Origin of the sequence: Vibrio sp. SCSIO 43132 (assembly GCF_019904195.1) — a bacterium.
Taxonomy (GTDB): Bacteria; Pseudomonadota; Gammaproteobacteria; order Enterobacterales; family Vibrionaceae; genus Vibrio; species Vibrio nigripulchritudo.
In genome coordinates this window covers 2,744,141-2,760,540 of record NZ_CP063199.1, presented here as the reverse complement: position 1 = coordinate 2,760,540, position 16,400 = coordinate 2,744,141, and the positions used below count along the sequence as shown (strand labels likewise).

At 45.6% G+C, this 16,400-nt stretch carries 14 protein-coding genes; 11 read left to right on the top strand and 3 right to left on the bottom strand.

Translation table 11 applies throughout. The annotated features are described in order from the left end of the window. The first annotated feature begins 254 nt into the window (after positions 1 to 254). Complete coding sequence (gene cysB, locus INR79_RS12295) at positions 255 to 1,229, top strand: HTH-type transcriptional regulator CysB (protein WP_004406048.1); 975 nt, start codon at positions 255 to 257, stop codon at positions 1,227 to 1,229. Positions 1,230 to 1,282: 53 nt separating this feature from the next. Then, entirely contained in the window at positions 1,283 to 2,479 is a 1,197-nt protein-coding gene (locus tag INR79_RS12290; RefSeq protein ID WP_223094470.1) for a methyltransferase, read from the top strand. 28 nt (positions 2,480 to 2,507) lie between these two features. Here INR79_RS12290 and ald read toward each other — a convergent pair whose 3' ends face one another. Then, complete coding sequence (ald, locus tag INR79_RS12285; protein ID WP_022551167.1) at positions 2,508 to 3,632, bottom strand: alanine dehydrogenase; 1,125 nt, start codon at positions 3,630 to 3,632, stop codon at positions 2,508 to 2,510. A gap of 155 nt (positions 3,633 to 3,787) precedes the next feature. Here ald and lrp point away from each other — a divergent pair, with 155 nt between their 5' ends. The 5 genes from lrp to serS all read left to right on the top strand — a co-directional run bounded on the left by lrp (position 3,788) and on the right by serS (position 10,833). Continuing rightward, a complete protein-coding gene (gene lrp / locus INR79_RS12280) occupies positions 3,788 to 4,282 on the top strand; it encodes a leucine-responsive transcriptional regulator Lrp (protein ID WP_004406045.1) in 495 nt (164 codons plus the stop codon). 239 nt (positions 4,283 to 4,521) lie between these two features. After that, positions 4,522 to 7,383 (top strand): DNA translocase FtsK, encoded by a 2,862-nt coding sequence (locus tag INR79_RS12275; protein WP_223094468.1) that lies wholly within the window; start codon positions 4,522 to 4,524, stop codon positions 7,381 to 7,383. Positions 7,384 to 7,461: 78 nt separating this feature from the next. Next, positions 7,462 to 8,079: an outer membrane lipoprotein chaperone LolA gene (gene lolA / locus INR79_RS12270; RefSeq protein WP_223094466.1), complete on the top strand. Its 618-nt coding sequence runs from the start codon at positions 7,462 to 7,464 to the stop codon at positions 8,077 to 8,079. A gap of 8 nt (positions 8,080 to 8,087) precedes the next feature. Then, positions 8,088 to 9,434, top strand: a complete 1,347-nt coding sequence (locus INR79_RS12265; RefSeq protein ID WP_223094464.1) for a replication-associated recombination protein A — start codon at positions 8,088 to 8,090, stop codon at positions 9,432 to 9,434. Between the two features lie 91 nt (positions 9,435 to 9,525). Further along, positions 9,526 to 10,833: a serine--tRNA ligase gene (gene serS, locus INR79_RS12260; RefSeq protein WP_223094462.1), complete on the top strand. Its 1,308-nt coding sequence runs from the start codon at positions 9,526 to 9,528 to the stop codon at positions 10,831 to 10,833. A 65-nt stretch (positions 10,834 to 10,898) separates the two neighbouring features. On the opposite strand, the gene bioA is transcribed toward serS, so the two are convergent. Continuing rightward, entirely contained in the window at positions 10,899 to 12,176 is a 1,278-nt protein-coding gene (bioA, locus tag INR79_RS12255) for an adenosylmethionine--8-amino-7-oxononanoate transaminase (protein WP_223094460.1), read from the bottom strand. 137 nt (positions 12,177 to 12,313) lie between these two features. Between bioA and bioB the strand changes: the two genes are divergently transcribed. The 4 genes from bioB to bioD are packed head-to-tail and all read left to right on the top strand — an operon-like array spanning position 12,314 to position 15,999. Then, entirely contained in the window at positions 12,314 to 13,366 is a 1,053-nt protein-coding gene (gene bioB / locus INR79_RS12250) for a biotin synthase BioB (RefSeq protein WP_004406037.1), read from the top strand. After that, on the top strand, positions 13,353 to 14,510 hold the full coding sequence (locus INR79_RS12245) for an 8-amino-7-oxononanoate synthase (RefSeq protein ID WP_223094458.1): 1,158 nt from the start codon (positions 13,353 to 13,355) through the stop codon (positions 14,508 to 14,510). Before bioB ends, INR79_RS12245 begins: the two co-directional genes overlap by 14 nt. Beyond that, positions 14,504 to 15,310: a malonyl-ACP O-methyltransferase BioC gene (gene bioC / locus INR79_RS12240; RefSeq protein WP_223094456.1), complete on the top strand. Its 807-nt coding sequence runs from the start codon at positions 14,504 to 14,506 to the stop codon at positions 15,308 to 15,310. The genes INR79_RS12245 and bioC overlap by 7 nt, the downstream gene beginning before the upstream one ends. Further along, positions 15,304 to 15,999, top strand: coding sequence for a dethiobiotin synthase (bioD, locus tag INR79_RS12235; RefSeq protein ID WP_223094454.1), 696 nt, complete (start codon positions 15,304 to 15,306; stop codon positions 15,997 to 15,999). Before bioC ends, bioD begins: the two co-directional genes overlap by 7 nt. A gap of 66 nt (positions 16,000 to 16,065) precedes the next feature. On the opposite strand, the gene INR79_RS12230 is transcribed toward bioD, so the two are convergent. Then, the gene (locus tag INR79_RS12230) at positions 16,066 to 16,233 is read right to left on the bottom strand and encodes a hypothetical protein (RefSeq protein WP_004406033.1); all 168 of its coding nucleotides are present in this window, start codon (positions 16,231 to 16,233) and stop codon (positions 16,066 to 16,068) included. Between the last annotated feature and the right edge of the window lie 167 nt (positions 16,234 to 16,400).

The following is a 16,400-nucleotide window of genomic DNA, read 5'->3' as shown; positions in this document are numbered from 1 at the left end:
CATTATTATCCTTACTTAGAGGAAAAATTAATGAAAAAATTAAATTTGCCCCGATTTATGCGGGGTCTATAGCAAAACCTACCTAATACTATAGTTGATAGTCAAACTCCTCACATAAGTATCTGCGTTTTTACTGTCTTTTTTTAGCTGAAGGCGTTATAACTAATACTTATATACCCAAGTAACTTCAATATGAAAAAGTCGTCGAGGCTACTTCGGTATATAAATTGAGAGTAACGGAATACGGGGTCGCGATGAAATTACAGCAATTGAAGTACATTGTTGAAGTTGTGAATCATAACTTGAACGTGTCGGCAACAGCGGAAAGTCTGTTTACCTCTCAGCCAGGCATCAGTAAACAGGTGCGATTACTGGAAGATGAGCTCGGTATACAAATCTTCGAGCGCAGCGGAAAGCACCTTACTCAGGTCACCAGTGCAGGTGAAGATATTGTTCGTATCTCGAGTGAAATTCTGGCGAGAGTGGAAAGCATTAAAGCCGTTGCAGGGGAGCATACCCATCCTGAAATGGGAACGTTGAATATCTCGACAACGCATACACAGGCTCGCTATGCATTACCAGATGTCATTAAAGGGTTTACTGCACGTTACCCGAAGGTGTCACTTCACATGCATCAGGGCACGCCTTCGCAAATGTCTGAAGCTGTAGCAAAAGGTACGGCAAACTTTGCTATCGCGACAGAGGCTTTGCATCTATACCAGGATGCAATCATGCTGCCTTGTTACCACTGGAACCGCTCTATTGTAGTGACCAAAGACCACCCATTGGCTAAGAAAGATCACGTGACAATCGAAGATTTGTCGACCTATTCACTGGTGACATACGTCTTTGGTTTTACTGGTCGTTCTGAGCTGGATACCGCATTTAACAATGCAGGGCTGACACCACGTATCGTATTTACCGCAACCGATGCCGATGTGATTAAAACATACGTCCGTATGGGAATTGGCGTTGGAGTGATTGCTTCTATGGCGGTCGACAAAGAGCTGGATTCTGATTTGGTGGCGATAGATGCCAGTCATATATTCGGTGCAAGTACGACAAGTATCGGTTTCCGAAGGGGTACCTTCTTGCGTTCTTATATGTACGACTTTATGGAGCGTTTCGCGCCTCACCTGACTCGACCAGTGGTTGAACAGGCGATCTCTTTAAAAAGTAACGCAGAAATTGAAGAGATGTTTAAAGACATCGAATTACCAGTCCGATAAAGCCCTTCCCCTTACCTTTGATTCCCCCTACAATCGCCGCATTCGGGGGAATCATGAACCATACCTTTTTAGACATAACATCCATTCTTAAACGATACGACTCTTTATGGCGTATTCAGCCATTTCATTTGAGTCTTCAGTCTGAGTACCCTTGGGATTCAAGTCATCCCGAACTTAACACCTGGTTATTGGATCTGACTGAGGGCGAAATAATCGAGCTAAAATCAGATCCTGATGAATTAATTCGTAGAATCTCAGAGATTCTTCCTGACGCTTTAAAGCTAAAAGAATTAACCTCTTTGCCAAGCAGAGGCTTAAGTCATATTGCTCTGTCAAAAGGCGCTGAAACAGGTATACCCGGCAAGAAGCTGAGCCAGATTCTTTCCATGGGAGAAGCGTGTATTGAATCTCATCATGGTTCTGAGTGGTTAGAGTGGTGCTCCGGAAAGGGTTTTTTAGGTCAGGTATTGTCATCAGAATCTCAAGAGCACGTAACCAGCTTTGAATGGCAACACAGCTTGTGTGAGAGCGGGCAAACGCTTGCTGATAAAAAGAAACTGCCGATGACCTTTATTCAGGGAGACGCTCTTTCAGATAGCTCCAAAGCCATATTCAAGCCCGAAATGCACGCTGTCGCGTTACATGCATGTGGCGATTTACACATCAGCCTGATTCGACACGGCAGCGACGCAAATTTGTCGGCTTTTTCAATAGCCCCTTGCTGTTATCACCTAATCCAAGCTGAACATTACACTCCGCTTTCCAGTGAAGGTAAGTGCTTGGATCTCTCACTTTCCAGAGCAGAGCTTCGTATTCCACTACAGGCAACGGTAACTGGTGGAGAAAGAGTTCATAGGCACCGAAGGGAAGAGATGATATTTCGCCTCGGTCTCGATAGCTATTTGAGGCAAAAACAGCAAAGTGACTATACGCCAATACCCAGTATTAAAAAGTCCATGCTTTCGGAAGGTTTTGAGCATTTTTGTCATTGGGCAGCAGAGAAAAAAGAGCTGAATCTCGGCGATATGGATTTCGAATACTGGCAAGACATTGGCGAACAGCGTTTTTGGATCATGGAGCGCTTGAGCCTGGTTCAGCAGATCTTTCAAAGACCATTAGAGCTCTGGTTGATATTGGATAGAGCCCTTTATCTTCAAGAAAAAGGTTACGAAGTGACGCTTTGCGAATTTTGCGAACGGAATGATACTCCAAGGAATATTTTAATTCAGGCGAAAAAAAGACCTGCATAGAGCAGGTCTTTCAAAACCAAAACCGAACTTAGTTGAACATCGCGATAGCTTGTTTCGCGTCAACGTATTCAAGGTCGAAGCTTTCTGCAACTTCTTTACAGGTCACTTTACCGTGGATTACGTTTAGACCTTCTAGCAAACCTTCATCAGCAAGAAGTGCTTTCTCGTAACCGTTGTTTGCCAGCTTGATAATGTAAGGCAATGTTGCATTGTTAAGTGCGAACGTTGAAGTACGAGCAACCGCACCCGGCATGTTAGCAACACAGTAGTGAACCACATCATCTACGATGTATGTTGGCTCTGCGTGTGTTGTTGCTTTTGATGTTTCAAAGCAACCGCCCTGGTCGATAGCTACGTCTACAACAGCAGCGCCTGGCTTCATGCGCTTGATGTGTTCTTTTGTAATGAGCTTAGGCGCTGCCGCACCTGGGATTAGTACCGCACCAATCACTAGGTCAGCTTCAAGTACATGTTTTTCAAGCGCGTCTTCAGTGGAGTAAACCACTTTTGCACGACCCTGGAACTCTTCATCAAGTGCTCTTAGTGTGTCGATATTACGGTCTAAGATAGTCACGTCTGCACGTAAACCAACCGCCATACGAGCTGCATTTGAACCAACAACGCCGCCGCCGACAACGACAACTTTTGCAGGTTCAACACCCGGAACGCCACCTAGTAGGAGACCGCGACCACCATGAGATTTCTCCAAAGTTTGTGCGCCAGCTTGGATAGACATGCGACCCGCAACCTCAGACATTGGTGCTAATAGTGGCAGACGACCCATATTATCTGTTACAGTCTCATATGCTATGCAGACAGCTTTACTCTTGATAAGCTCTTCAGTTTGTGGAAAATCTGGTGCTAGGTGTAAATATGTGAACAATATTTGCCCTTCGCGCAGCATAGCGCGCTCGACAGCTTGAGGTTCTTTAACCTTAACAATCATGTCTGCTTTCGCGAAAACGTCAGCAGCAGTAGGAAGAATGGATGCACCTACGGCAATATAGTCTTGATCGGAAAAGCCGATGCCACTACCGGCGTTCGTTTCGACAATGACTTGGTGACCGTGAGAGACAAGTTCTCTCACACTGGATGGAATCATCCCCACTCGGTATTCGTGGTTTTTGATTTCCTTCGGTACGCCAATAATCATCCTGACTCCTCAATATTTCTGGTTGTATTATCTATGTGTAGGGTAATTCTGTCGAATTAATATCTAGTATAGAGTTGTGTTTGAAAAATTTGATACTGAATATTAAAAAGTTGTAGTATATTTTTTTGCAAGGAAGTAATAAGGTGGGATAAAAAATGGTGGATAACTATAAGAAGCCGTCCAAGGAACTTGATCGTATTGATAGAAACATTCTTAACGAGCTTCAGAAAGATGGTCGTATTTCGAATGTAGAGTTATCTAAGAGAGTGGGGTTGTCTCCTACGCCATGTCTAGAACGTGTGCGTCGTTTAGAGAGACAAGGGTACATTACGGGATACACAGCGTTGCTGAATCCTCAGTACCTGGATGCGTCGCTATTGGTGTTTGTTGAGATTACATTGAATCGAGGCGCGCCAGACGTATTCGAACAGTTTAACCATGCCGTGCAGAAACTGGATGACATTCAAGAATGTCACTTGGTATCTGGCGACTTCGACTATCTTCTTAAAACACGTGTATCAGATATGAGTGCATACCGTAAGCTGCTGGGTGACACACTTCTGCGTCTGCCAGGTGTGAACGATACCCGCACATACGTTGTGATGGAAGAAGTCAAACAAACCAACCAGCTGGTTATTAAAACCCGATAAAGCAATCGCAAACGAATACAGATGAGTATGTATTCTGAACTCCTTTGAGATCTGGATTCAGCTTCAGAAGATTCGTTTGTTTCATTGCCCTTATTTTGTTCAGTCGCTAGCCTTTTTCTCAGGTTTGTATACAGAACAACGATTGGGTTTTACTGCTTGATGTGGTTAAATCATCAGACAAACCGAGCGGCTATTGCCGCTCGGTGCGTTTTGGAAAATGATAAATATAAAGTTGGTATATGTTCAGAGAGAACAAAGAAAAGGTTGAAACCATCATCAAATCCCAGGAAGAGGCATCTTCGCCTCGCTTAAATGGGATCCAAAGGCTACGTGATTGCTGCTTCATTCTCGGTTGCTTAACAGCAATTCTTATCTCTATTGCTCTGCTTTCTTTTGACCCAGCAGACCCTTCCTGGTCGCAGACGGCATGGGATGGGGATGTTAAAAATCTTGGCGGTCAATTTGGTGCCTGGGTTGCAGACAGTCTTTTCTTTGTTTTTGGCTCTATTGCCTATCCTCTCCCTATCGCTATTTCCGTTATGACCTGGGTCTTTTTCCGTAAACGCACGGAAGAAGAGCCGATCGATTTCGTGCTGTGGGGAACTCGCCTGCTTGGTCTAGTGATTGTTACGATCACTAGCTGTGGTCTTGCAGACATTAATTTTGATGATATTTGGTATTTCTCGTCAGGAGGAGTGATTGGTGATGTGATCACAAATCTTGCTCTGCCGATGTTTAACCTGCTTGGTACCACATTGGTATTGCTTTTCCTATGGGGAGCAGGATTTACCTTACTGACAGGAATTTCCTGGCTTTCTATTGTTGAGTGGTTAGGTCAGTCCGCTATAGCTGCCGTTGCATGGTTTATTAATCTTTTACGTGGCTCAAAAGAAGAGCACATCAAACCAGAACTTCACGAACCAGTTTCAGATCTAAAAGGTGAAGCGGAAGAGTCAGAACCTCATTTCTCGGCTCTTGATGAATCAAAAGAAGAACCCGAGTCCAGATTCAATATTCATATTCCTCATTCGGCTCAACAACCTGAGCCAGAACCTTTGGTGCATGATACAGATATCCCTGACTCTCAACCGTCAGTTCAACCTGACTGGGATACTGAAGAAAGACAACTTTCACCTGATGCGACAATAGAAGAATTGACGCAGCAAGCTGAACAGGCGAACGACTACGCGGAAAATGCCGGAAAAGTAGCAGCTAGTGAACAGCATTTCGAGCACAGTTCTGCTGACTTGCCATGGGAGAGTTCGCCTTCTGATAATCGCCCAGAAGAAGAGGTAGAAGAGTTACCACCAGAAACCGTTCATGAAGCTATTAACTTTGATGACGTGGATGTGGAAGAGACTCACCCAACTATTTCTGAGTTTGAGCCAGAACCTGTAGAGAGCGAGATTGAACTTGAGCCTATTGAAGTTTCTCAATCAGAAGAAATGGTGTCAGAGTCTGTTGAAGAACAGCAGTCAGAACAGCCTACTGAAGAGAAAGATGAAGACGTGGCTGCATTTCAGTCTTTGGTGGCTGATGCTCAGAAAAATATGACAGCCAGCCAGAATCCTTTCTTGATTCAAAAGGATCAAACGCTGCCTGTTCCTACTTCACCTATGCCAACACTAGAGTTGCTTTATCACCCTGAGAAACGTGAAAACCATATTGATCGAGCTGCGTTAGAAGATATTGCACGTCTGGTAGAAGCGAAGCTGGCAGACTATAAGATAACAGCGAAAGTTGTCGATATTTTCCCTGGTCCCGTCATTACCCGTTTTGAGCTGGACTTGGCTCCAGGTGTTAAAGTTAGCCGAATCTCAGGTTTATCTATGGACCTGGCGCGTTCACTTTCTGCCATGGCAGTTCGAGTGGTTGAAGTGATTCCAGGTAAGCCGTACGTCGGGCTTGAGTTACCGAACATGAGCCGTCAAACCGTTTTCTTATCTGATGTGATAAATAGCCCTCAGTTTGAGAGTGCAACGTCACCAACAACCGTTGTGTTGGGTCAGGATATTGCGGGTGAGGCAGTCGTCGCCGATCTGGCAAAAATGCCTCACGTACTGGTGGCAGGTACCACAGGTTCCGGTAAGTCGGTTGGTGTGAACGTCATGATCCTCAGTATGCTTTACAAAGCGAAACCTGAAGATGTTCGCTTTATCATGATTGACCCGAAAATGCTGGAGCTTTCGGTTTACGAAGGTATCCCACACCTGCTTTCTGAAGTCGTAACCGATATGAAAGACGCATCGAATGCACTTCGCTGGTGTGTGGGTGAGATGGAACGTCGATACAAGCTTATGTCGGCACTTGGTGTACGTAACATCAAAGGTTTCAACGAAAAGCTGAAAATGGCAGCCGATGCGGGGCATCCAATCCACGACCCGTTGTGGCAACCTGGCGACAGCATGGATGAGATGCCACCTTTACTTGAAAAACTGCCTTACATTGTTGTTATCGTTGACGAATTTGCCGATCTGATGATGGTAGTGGGTAAGAAAGTGGAAGAGCTGATCGCCCGCTTGGCCCAAAAAGCTCGTGCAGCAGGTATTCACTTAATTCTCGCCACGCAGCGTCCGTCGGTAGATGTAATTACCGGTCTGATTAAAGCGAATATACCAACCCGTGTCGCCTTTACTGTATCAACCAAAACGGACTCCCGAACTATTCTGGATCAGGGCGGTGCGGAATCCTTGCTGGGTATGGGTGATATGCTTTACCTACCTCCAGGTTCAAGCCACACAGTACGTGTTCATGGGGCATTTGCTTCAGACGATGATGTTCACTCCGTCGTAAACGACTGGAAAGCGCGTGGTAAGCCAACCTACATTGACGAAATTACCAACGGTGAGCAGACCGCAGATACTCTGCTTCCGGGAGAATCAATGGAAGCGGATGAAGACGTAGATCCACTGTTTGATCAAGTGGTAGAGCACGTAGTGGAAAGCCGCCGTGGTTCTGTATCTGGTGTGCAGCGTCGATTTAAGATTGGTTATAACCGCGCCGCTCGTATTGTCGAACAATTAGAAGCTCAGGGAATTGTGAGTGCTCCTGGTCACAATGGTAACCGAGAGGTACTGGCTCCGCCGCCAATCAAAGATTAGTTAAGGCAATGAAACAGAGGAAAGTATTCGTTGTCCAATCGGTATCAAGAGAAAACCGAGTAGTAATAGAGAATTAAAATGAGTAGATGGTTAATAATCTGTGCCTTAGGCATCTCGAGTGCCGTATTTGCGTCCCCCAAGTCAGAATTGAGCGAAAGGCTGAGTAAGAACGAAGGCTTTAGCGCTGACTTCTCTCAAACTGTTACAGCGCCTGATGGTGAGGTTATCCAAGAAGCCAAAGGAACAGCAGAAATCGCTCGTCCGAACATGTTTCGCTGGTCCACTGATTTTCCAGATGAAAGCGAGTTAGTCTCCGATGGCAGTAGCGTATGGTTTTACGAGCCCTTCATGGATCAAGTTAGCATTTACAGCCAGGAGCAAGCGACCGGGCAGACTCCATTCGTACTTTTAACTCGTGACCGAAAAAGCGACTGGGATAATTACGAAGTGGAGCAGAAAGACAACAGCTTTGTGCTTAAGCCAGTAGATAAAAATACTACGCAAGGTCAGTTTGTCATCGAAGTGACGGGTAAGGGAAAGATAGAAAGCTTTTCCGTTATTGAGCAGGACGGTCAGACAAGTGAGTTTACATTTACTTCAATGAACTTATCAGCGCCATCTGAGGATACCTTCACCTTTACTCCACCAGAAGGAGTTGAAGTGTACGATGAACGCGATGGGTTAAGTAATGAGTAACCTTAGCCATGAGTAATTACACGCTGGATTTTGCTGGTGGCGATGATTTTCGACCTCTAGCCGCGCGAATGCGTCCAGAGACCGTTGAACAATACATTGGTCAGCAACATGTCCTCGGTGAAGGTAAACCTCTGAGACGTGCCCTAGAAGCAGGGCATCTGCATTCCATGATTCTATGGGGACCGCCGGGTACGGGCAAGACAACGTTGGCAGAGGTTGCTGCGAACTATGCCAATGCCGAGGTTGAGCGAGTATCGGCAGTAACGTCTGGCGTGAAAGACATTCGAGTAGCCATTGAAAAAGCCAGAGACAATAAGTCGACAGGTCGTAAAACTATTTTGTTTGTTGACGAGGTGCATCGTTTCAACAAAAGCCAGCAAGATGCCTTTCTTCCACATATCGAAGATGGCACGGTCACTTTCATTGGTGCTACCACAGAAAACCCTTCTTTCGAGCTAAATAACGCTCTACTTTCCCGAGCTAGAGTATACAAACTCTCTTCTTTGAATAATGAAGACATTCTTCAGGTACTCAATCAGGCTTTGAATGACAAAGAGCGCGGATTAGGTAACGAAAAAGCTAAATTTGAAGAAGGAGTGTTGGATCGTTTAGCTGAACTTGTTAATGGCGATGCCAGAATGTCACTCAATTACCTTGAGTTGCTGTTCGATATGGCGATCGAAGAAGAGGGCGCGAAATACATTCCTTTAACGCTATTAGCCGAAGTTGCCGGTGAGAAAGTCGCACGCTTCGATAATAAAGGGGATGTTTGGTACGACCTTATTTCCGCGGTACACAAGTCAATTCGAGGTTCAGATCCGGACGCAGCACTGTACTGGTCTGCCAGAATGATTTCTGCCGGATGTGATCCGCTTTATATTGCTCGCCGATTACTTGCCATTGCCTCCGAAGATATTGGTAATGCAGACCCTCGTGCAATGCAAGTTGCCCTGTCAGCTTGGGATTGTTTTGCTCGTGTTGGACCAGCGGAAGGGGAACGTGCCATTGCGCAGGCGATAGTTTACTTAGCATGCGCTCCAAAAAGTAACGCGGTATATAACGCTTGGAAACAAGCACTGAGAGATGCCCAGAATCATCCTGAATACGAAGTGCCACCTCATCTTAGGAACGCTCCGACCAGTTTGATGAAAGATCTGGGCTACGGTGAAGAGTACCGATACGCACATAACGAACCCGGAGCCTACGCTGCTGGGGAAGTTTATTTTCCTCCTGAAATGGCAGAAACCCGCTACTATTTCCCCACAAATCGGGGCTTAGAAACCAAAATCGGCGAAAAGTTAGATTATCTCGCCTCTTTGGACACAAAAAGCCCACAAAAGCGCTATGAAAAGTAGCGCTTTTTGGATATCTTTACCGAGATAAATTTCTTAGTAGCAGGGGAGCCTGCTACGTCTTCAAAACAAACCAAAAGGCATAGGATTAGCAATGCTGGATTCTAAATTACTTCGAACTGAGCTGGATGAAACAGCTGCAAAATTAGCACGTCGCGGCTTTAAGCTAGACGTAGAGACAATTCGTCAACTTGAAGAACAACGTAAGTCCATTCAAGTAGAAGTTGAAAATTTACAATCCTCACGCAACTCCATCTCCAAGCAAATTGGTCAAAAAATGGCTGCTGGCGACAAAGAAGGCGCGGAAGAGATTAAAAAACAAATCGGCAACCTTGGCAGTGAGCTGGATGCGAAGAAAGTGCAGCTGGCTGAAATTCAGTCTCAGCTAGAAGACGTAACCCTGTCTGTACCAAACTTGCCTGATGATTCAGTGCCAGATGGTAAAGACGAAAGCGAAAATGTTGAGATCTCTCGCTGGGGTGAACCGAAATCTTACGACTTTGAAGTAAAAGATCATGTCGACCTTGGTGAGCTTAGCGGTGGCTTGGACTTTGCAAGCGCGACCAAAATCACGGGTGCACGTTTCATCGTAATGAAAGGTCAATTTGCTCGTCTGCATCGTGCAATTGCGCAGTTCATGCTGGATCTTCACACCGATGAGCATGGTTACACTGAAATGTACGTACCGTACCTTGTGAATGCAGATAGTCTCTATGGTACAGGTCAGCTTCCTAAATTTGGTGAAGATCTGTTCCACACTGAGCCACTGACTGAAAAAGTCAGCGATGAAGAACCTCGTAAACTATCGCTGATTCCAACCGCGGAAGTGCCAGTAACGAATCTGGTTCGTGACACTATCTCTGAAGAAGCTGATTTACCGCTTAAGATGACAGCACACACACCTTGTTTCCGTTCTGAAGCGGGGTCTTATGGTCGTGATACACGTGGTCTTATCCGCATGCACCAGTTCGACAAAGTAGAGCTGGTTCAAATCACTAAACCAGAAGATTCAATGGATGCACTTGAAGAGTTGACTGGTCACGCTGAAAAAGTACTTCAGCTTCTGGAGCTTCCTTACCGTAAAGTCGTACTTTGTACAGGTGATATGGGCTTCGGTGCTCGTAAAACTTACGATTTGGAAGTCTGGGTTCCGGCTCAGGAAACATACCGCGAGATTTCATCTTGTTCAAACATGTGGGACTTCCAGGCACGCCGTATGCAAGCTCGTTTCCGCCGTAAAGGTGAAAAGAAACCAGAGCTTGTACATACATTGAATGGCTCTGGTCTGGCAGTAGGTCGTACCATGGTTGCTATCTTGGAAAACAACCAGGAAGCGGATGGTCGTATCGCCATTCCAACCGCACTTCAGAAGTACATGAATGGTGCAACGCACATCGGTTAATTAACTGATCAAAAACAAAAAAAGCTGGCTTTATGCCAGCTTTTTTACGTTTTGATTGGTCTTTCTTACTGAAAGCAACTGTCTTTTTCTAAAGCACTTGATATAGCAGAAATCAGTTTATCGACATGCTGCTCTTCACTAATGTACGGAGGCATCATATAAATTCGATTCATAAACGGGCGAATCCAGACACCCTGCTGAACAAAATGCTCCTGAATCACTTCCATATTGACGTTCTGATGGGTTTCTACAACGCCAATTGCTCCCAGCCAGCGCACGTTATTAACGCGTTTATGAGATGCTAGTTTTGGAAGCTTTTCCGCGAACCAGTTTTCTATATTCTGTGTTTGTTGTTTCCAGTCATTGGTTTCAAGCAGCGCTAAACTCGCGCTGGCAACGGCACAGGCTAAAGGGTTACCCATAAACGTGGGACCATGCATAAAGCAGCCTGCTTCGCCTCCGCAAACGGTATTCGCGACTTCTTTTGATGCCATAGTGGCAGAGAGGGTCATGTATCCCCCGGTAATGGCTTTTCCTACGCATAGAATGTCTGGTTCAATCTCAGCGTGTTCAGATGCAAACATTTTACCCGTACGACCAAACCCAGTGGCAATTTCGTCGAGAATCAGCAGAACCTTATACTCATCGCACAAGCGACGAACCTCTTTCAAAAACTGAGGATGGTATATATGCATGCCTCCAGCACCCTGAACAATGGGTTCTAAAATGACAGCAGCAATATCGCTTTGATGAGTTTTGAGTTTCTGTTCAAAATCAGTGATGTCATCTGGATTCCATTCATCGAAATACCCAGAATTTGGGTTTTCAGCAAAAATGTGTTCTGGCAGAAAGCCTTTATACAGGCTGTGCATGGAGTTATCAGGGTCGGTGACTGACATCGCCGCAAACGTGTCGCCATGGTATCCATTTCTCAAAGTTAAAAACTTCGGACGCTTTTCTCCTTTGGCATGCCAGTATTGCAATGCCATCTTCAAACTGACTTCGACAGCGACTGACCCAGAATCGGCGAGGAATACGTGTTCCATTCTACTTGGTGCGATGTTTAATAGCTTCTTACAGAGCTCAATGGCGGGTTCATGAGTCAGCCCACCAAACATCACGTGCGACATTTTATCGATTTGAGTTTTTGCTGCTTGATTCAGAACTGGGTGGTTATACCCATGAATAGCCGACCACCAAGACGACATCCCATCAATAAGCTCTTTACCATCTTCCAAGTGGATCTTAACTCCATTGGCTGATACGGCTGGATAGCAGGTCAGAGGTGTGAGGGTAGAAGTGTAGGGATGCCAGATGTGCTCTCGGTCGAAGGCTAAATCCATGGTGCTCTCTTTAATTTTAATTGTTTAAAAAATGAACAATTGTAAACCTTGATTGGGTTTGCAATGTTGACAGTCTATCGGTTGTCAGTACACTAGCCAAGTAGCAATTAACAATAATCAAAATTAAGGATACGCACGTGGAAGTACGTCATAACTGGACTCATGCTGAAGTCAGAGCCCTTATGGATAAGCCGTTTATGGATCTGTTGTTTGAAGCACAATTGATTCACAGACAACATCAGCAGCACAACCATGTTCAGGTAAGTACACTGCTTTCAATCAAAACCGGTGCGTGCCCCGAGGACTGTAAGTACTGCCCTCAGAGTGCCCGTTACACAACTGACGTCGAAAAAGAGCGTTTGATGGAAGTGGAACGAGTTCTCGATGCGGCTCAGAAAGCCAAGAATGCTGGTTCAACTCGTTTTTGTATGGGAGCTGCCTGGAAAAACCCAAAAGAAAGAGACATGCCACACCTAACCCAGATGATCAAAGGGGTAAAGGGTATGGGTTTAGAAACCTGTATGACTTTGGGTATGTTAACGCCGGATCAGGCTAGTGAACTGGCAGATGCTGGTCTGGACTACTACAACCACAACCTGGATACTTCACCTGAATTCTACGGCAGCATTATCACCACCCGTACTTATCAAGATCGTCTGGATACGCTTTCGCACGTTCGTGATGCAGGTATGAAGATCTGTTCTGGCGGTATTATCGGCATGGGTGAAAGTGTAAATGACCGTGCTGGTCTTTTGGTTGAATTGGCGAACTTACCGGTTCACCCTGAGAGTGTTCCTATCAACATGTTGGTTAAAGTTAAAGGTACGCCACTTGAGAGTGTGGATGATGTTGAACCGTTTGATTTTATCCGTCTGATCGCCATCGCACGCATCATGATGCCGATGTCGGCAGTTCGCTTGTCTGCAGGACGTGAAAACATGAACGAGCAGATGCAGACGTTATGCTTTATGGCTGGTGCTAACTCTATCTTCTATGGCTGTAAGCTACTGACCACACCAAACCCTTCTGAAGACAAAGATATGCTTCTGTTCAAAAAACTTGGAATCAACAGCCAGGCTGTTAGCCAGAAGCCAGACGAAATTGAAGAGAATGAATTGCTTGATAGGGTAGTGGAACGTGTAGCAGCACGCCCAGCAAAAGACGATTTGTTCTACGATGCAAGCGTTTAAAGACCGAATCCAGTCCCGGCTAAAAGAGCGTGAGGAGAAAGGGCTGTCTCGCCGCCTCACGGCTTTGAGCGGAGCAAATAGTTCGGATTTTCAACGAGATGGTAAGCAATACCTAAATTTTTCCAGCAACGATTATCTTGGTTTGGCAACAGAGCCAAGCTTAGTGTCTGCATGGCAGGAAGGGCTGAGTATATACGGTGCGGGAAGTGCGGCTTCTCCGCTTATTACTGGCTTTTCCGATGCTCACTGCAAGCTAGAAGAGACCTTGTGCGAATGGCTGGGCTTTGACCGAGCCATCTTGTTCAGTTCAGGTTTTAGTGCGAATCAGGCTGTGCTTTTTTCCCTTTTGGAAAAAGATGATCTTCTTATCCAAGATAAGCTAAACCATGCGTCGTTAATGGAATCGGGTTTGCTTTGTCCGGCATCCATGAAGCGCTTCAGACATAATGACATCGACCACCTGAATTCGCTTGTTGACCCTTCGAAATCTACGTTGGTAGTGACTGAAGGCGTTTTTAGCATGGATGGAGACCTGTCTCCATTGTCCTGTCTGGCAGAAAAAGCCGAATTGAATAATGCCGCTTTGATGGTGGACGATGCCCATGGAATTGGCGTACTGGATGAAGAAGGTCGGGGTAGTTGTGAACATGCTGGTGTAAAACCAGACATTCTGGTGGTGACTTTTGGTAAAGCCCCAGGCTTATCTGGTGCAGCAGTGATGTGTAACGCCAATTTGGGTGATTACTTTACGCAATTCGCTCGTCATCATGTTTATTCGACCGCAATGCCGCCTTCTCAGGCGCATGCTCTGACTCATTCTGTTTCCTTGATGCGTACACAGCAATGGAGAAGGGAAAAACTAGCGGAGTTGTCAGGTGCTTATGATGAAGCGCTTGCCGATTTACCTGGATTCATCCACACAGATACTCCGATTAAACCTTTTCTTTTTGGGGAAGCAGAAGTAACGGTAGATGTCGCTTATAACCTGAGAGAGCAGGGGATTTGGGTGACGCCCATTCGTCCTCCCACGGTGCCTAAAGGTCAGGCGAGGCTGCGCATTACATTGACAGCGAATCACTCGATAGCAGACGTAGCAAAGATGGCAAACAAGATTAAACAAGTAGTAGCGAGTCGCGTATGTTAGAACAAGCGGTTTTAATCTCTCATCACACATCCGATAAACGAGCCATTTCCGAATCTTTTGGGCGTGCTGCAGCAACGTATGATCAGCATGCCGCGTTCCAGCGCCAGGTTGGTCATCTTCTTCTTGATAAAATGCCTGAGGATCTGACAGGAAAAATCATACTGGATTTAGGCTGCGGTACTGGTTACTTCTCTGAAATTCTGGCTACCAGAGGTGCTAAGGTGGTGGCGGCAGATTTATCGGAAGCAATGTTGTCCGCGACAGAACACCGATGTGTGGGACTGAACGTGCACTGCGAAAATGTCGATGCAGACTCTCTACCATTTTCTGACGACAGCTTTGATTTTGTTTTCTCCAGCTTGGCGTTGCAGTGGTGTGATGATTTATCCGTGCCGCTAAGGGAGATTCAACGAGTAGTAAAACCGGGTGGGAAAGCATGGTTCTCTACTCTTCTGGATGGCTCATTGATAGAGCTAAAGAACGCATGGAGCAAAGTTGATGCATATCAACATGTGAATGCATTTTTATCCAGTAAACAGGTAAAACTTGCGTTAGCGCAAGCAGGATGTAGTACTCATCACATAGACTCGTTTCCCATCACTTTGAGATACAACTCTGCTCTGGAGTTGATGCGAGACTTAAAGGGCATCGGTGCTAACTATGTCGAAGGTCGCTCAGTTGGTCTGGTTACAAAATCCAAGCTGAAAGACGTAGATAAAGCCTACCGACGCTTGTATGCCCATCAAGGTCTATTACCTGCAACTTACCAAGTTTGTTTAGGAGAGATATCAGCATGCTAAATGCATTTTTTATTGCCGGTACGGACACCGAAGTGGGAAAAACGGTTGCTTCAAAAGCAATTCTCCAAGCCCTTAATGACAAAGGATTTTCAACCATTGGCTACAAACCGATTGCCTCGGGGTGTGAGCTGACAGAACAAGGGAAGAGAAATTCAGACGCTCTTCACCTGCAAGAAGCTTGCAGTCTTGATGTAAGCTACGATGATGTAAATCCATTCCCAATGATGATCCCTGCTTCTCCACACATTGCGGCTAAGCGCGACGGTATGGAAATTGACTATCACGTGCTAAGCGAGAAGCTTTCTCAGCACAAACAGAAAGCGGACGTGGTTCTTGTTGAAGGAGCGGGAGGCTGGAGAGTTCCAGTTTCAGATTCTGACTGTCTGTCGACTTGGGTTAAGAAAGAAAAACTGCCTGTAGTGCTGGTGGTTGGGATTAAGCTTGGTTGCCTGAGCCACGCTATGTTGACGGCTGAAGTTATCAAAAATGATGGTTTGGAGCTTGTAGGCTGGGTGGGTAACCGAATTAATCCGGGCACTGAGCATTATGCTGAAATCATCAAGATGCTTGAAGACAAAATTCCTGCACCTAAGCTGGGAGAGATCCCATACGTACCAAGTGCCAAGAGCAAAAACATTGGTAAGTATATTGATGTGTCGGCTTTGGTTGAAGAAGCCATATTGGCTTAATTGACCGCTGCTTTGGAACAACAAAAAACGGCTGCTCAGAAGCAGCCGTTTTTGTTTTGGAATTTCTTATTTTTCTGCAGTTAAACCCATCAATGCTTGCTGAGTGTCAGTGATCTGCTGCTGGCGTTGAACGTCTGACTTCAACCCTAGCTGCTCACGCGCCTCATCTTCGGTTAAACCCAAGTGGCAGCAAAGCATATCAATAGCCATCTGAAAATTTCCGTTGTCATTCATGTTTCCATTCTCCGTGGATATTCTATTTGGGAATCGCTTTCCGACGTCCCAACTCTAGATCTAGTGTCATTCGACGGCAATAAGACTATGGTCTAATACCCGAGTATAAGACCGCTTGTTTGTGCGATAACTTCCTGAAGTTCTTAAGATTGAATGAATATTCACAA